The sequence below is a fragment of the Helicobacter sp. UBA3407 genome (genome assembly GCF_949747025.1).
Taxonomy (GTDB): domain Bacteria; phylum Campylobacterota; class Campylobacteria; order Campylobacterales; family Helicobacteraceae; genus Helicobacter_D; species Helicobacter_D ganmani.
The window spans coordinates 1-1,884 of sequence record NZ_CATKCB010000028.1 but is presented as its reverse complement, the minus strand read 5'-3'; the positions used below and the strand labels follow the sequence as shown (position 1 = coordinate 1,884).

The 1,884-nt window shown below is 39.3% G+C and carries 3 protein-coding genes and 3 tRNA genes; all 6 read left to right on the top strand.

What is annotated here, in order from left to right; genetic code table 11:
• The first annotated feature begins 5 nt into the window (after positions 1-5).
• The 6 genes from Q1553_RS00290 (at position 6) to Q1553_RS00265 (ending at position 1,814) form a co-directional block, all read left to right on the top strand.
• Positions 6-82, top strand: a tRNA-Gly gene (locus Q1553_RS00290).
• 59 nt (positions 83-141) lie between these two features.
• Positions 142-216: transfer RNA gene (locus Q1553_RS00285), tRNA-Thr, on the top strand.
• Positions 207-335 carry a hypothetical protein gene (locus tag Q1553_RS00280; protein WP_281270116.1) on the top strand — a complete coding sequence of 43 codons (129 nt, stop codon included), beginning with the start codon at positions 207-209 and terminating at the stop codon, positions 333-335. Before Q1553_RS00285 ends, Q1553_RS00280 begins: the two co-directional genes overlap by 10 nt.
• On the top strand, positions 328-1,527 hold the full coding sequence (tuf, locus tag Q1553_RS00275) for an elongation factor Tu (RefSeq protein WP_115551984.1): 1,200 nt from the start codon (positions 328-330) through the stop codon (positions 1,525-1,527). The genes Q1553_RS00280 and tuf overlap by 8 nt, the downstream gene beginning before the upstream one ends.
• A gap of 8 nt (positions 1,528-1,535) precedes the next feature.
• Entirely contained in the window at positions 1,536-1,706 is a 171-nt protein-coding gene (gene rpmG / locus Q1553_RS00270) for a 50S ribosomal protein L33 (RefSeq protein ID WP_034290214.1), read from the top strand.
• Positions 1,707-1,738: 32 nt separating this feature from the next.
• Positions 1,739-1,814 (top strand) — tRNA-Trp (locus Q1553_RS00265).
• The last annotated feature ends 70 nt before the right edge of the window (positions 1,815-1,884 follow it).

Below are 1,884 nucleotides of genomic sequence, written 5' to 3'. Positions count from 1 at the left end.
GCCGTGCGGGAGTAGCTCAGTTGGCTAGAGCATCAGCCTTCCAAGCTGAGGGTCGCGGGTTCGAGCCCCGTTTCCCGCTCCATACTGGGAGCTGATTCTGCGAAATCTTTTTTAATCAGCAAGACACTTTTTAATTATTATGCCCATATAGCTCAGTGGCAGAGCACTTCCTTGGTAAGGAAGAGGTCGGCGGTTCAATCCCGCTTATGGGCTCCAGTTTTTCAAACATTAGTGATAGAATTGTAGAAAATGTTACGATTCTTAATTTTAAAATTGGTAAAAATAGTGTAGAATTACCGCTATTTAACTTAAATTTAGGAGAAGCTTATGGCTAAGGAAAAATACGTTAAGTCTAAACCTCATGTAAATATTGGAACAATTGGGCATGTTGACCACGGCAAAACAACTTTAAGTGCTGCGATTTCTGCTGTTCTATCCACAAAAGGTCTAGCAGAAATGAAAGATTATGATAATATTGATAACGCTCCAGAGGAAAAAGAGCGCGGTATTACCATTGCAACTTCACATATTGAGTATGAAACAGAAAAAAGACACTATGCACACGTAGATTGTCCCGGACACGCGGACTATGTTAAAAACATGATTACAGGTGCAGCGCAGATGGACGGCGCAATTCTAGTAGTTTCTGCTGCAGATGGTCCTATGCCACAAACAAGAGAGCATATCTTATTGTCTCGTCAAGTTGGTGTTCCTTATATTGTTGTTTTTATGAATAAACAAGATATGGTAGATGATGAAGAGTTGTTGGAGCTAGTAGAAATGGAAATCAGAGAACTTCTTTCAAGTTATGAGTTTCCCGGCGATGATACACCTATCGTAGCAGGTTCAGCACTTAAAGCACTAGAAGAAGCAAAATCAGGCACTCTAGGTGAATGGAGTGAAAAAATTATGAAACTTATGGACGCGGTAGATGAATATATCCCAACTCCTGTCCGTGAAACAGATAAAACTTTCTTGATGCCAATTGAAGATGTATTCTCTATTGCAGGTCGTGGAACTGTTGTTACAGGAAGAATCGAAAGAGGTATTGTAAAAGTTGGTGATGAAATTGAAATCGTAGGGATTCGTCCAACACAAAAAACAACCGTAACCGGTGTTGAAATGTTTAGAAAAGAGCTTGACCAAGGTGAAGCTGGAGATAATGTTGGAGTCTTGTTAAGAGGGACTAAAAAAGAAGAAGTTGAAAGAGGTATGGTTCTATGTAAGCCATCTTCTATTACTCCACATAAAAAATTTGAGGGTGAAATCTATGTTCTCTCTAAAGATGAGGGCGGAAGGCATACACCATTCTTTAATGGTTATAGACCACAATTTTATGTGAGAACAACAGATATTACAGGTTCTATTGCATTACCAGAGGGTGTAGAAATGGTAATGCCGGGTGATAACATTAAAATCACTGTTGAGTTAATCAATCCGATTGCACTTGAAGATGGAACACGTTTTGCGATTCGTGAAGGTGGTAGAACTGTGGGTGCAGGTGTTGTTACAAAAATTATTGAATAGGCTAAATTATGGCTAAAGGTAATCGTGTAAAAATCGGACTCAAATGCTCTGAATGCGGGGACATTAATTACAGCACTGTAAAAAATGCAAAAACCACAACAGAAAAACTGGAGCTTAAAAAGTTCTGCCCAAGATTAAACAAACATACAATTCACAAAGAAGTGAAATTGAAAAGCTAAGGGGTTTCTCCCTTGGCTATTTCAAACAGCATAGGTCAGTAGCTCCAATGGTAGAGCGTCGGTCTCCAAAACCGAATGTTGGGGGTTCGAGTCCCTCCTGGCCTGCCATTTTTGGAATAAAGAGAGACAAATAAAGTTATGAAAAAACTAATTACCTATTATAGATTATCCAAAGAAG

Bases quoted from the DNA above. Each gene is read 5' to 3' on its own strand.
- rpmG (WP_034290214.1), top strand. From the start codon at position 1,536: ATGGCTAAAGGTAATCGTGTAAAAATCGGACTCAAATGCTCTGAATGC.
- tuf (WP_115551984.1), top strand. From the start codon at position 328: ATGGCTAAGGAAAAATACGTTAAGTCTAAACCTCATGTAAATATTGGA.
- Q1553_RS00280 (WP_281270116.1), top strand. From the start codon at position 207: ATGGGCTCCAGTTTTTCAAACATTAGTGATAGAATTGTAGAAAATGTT.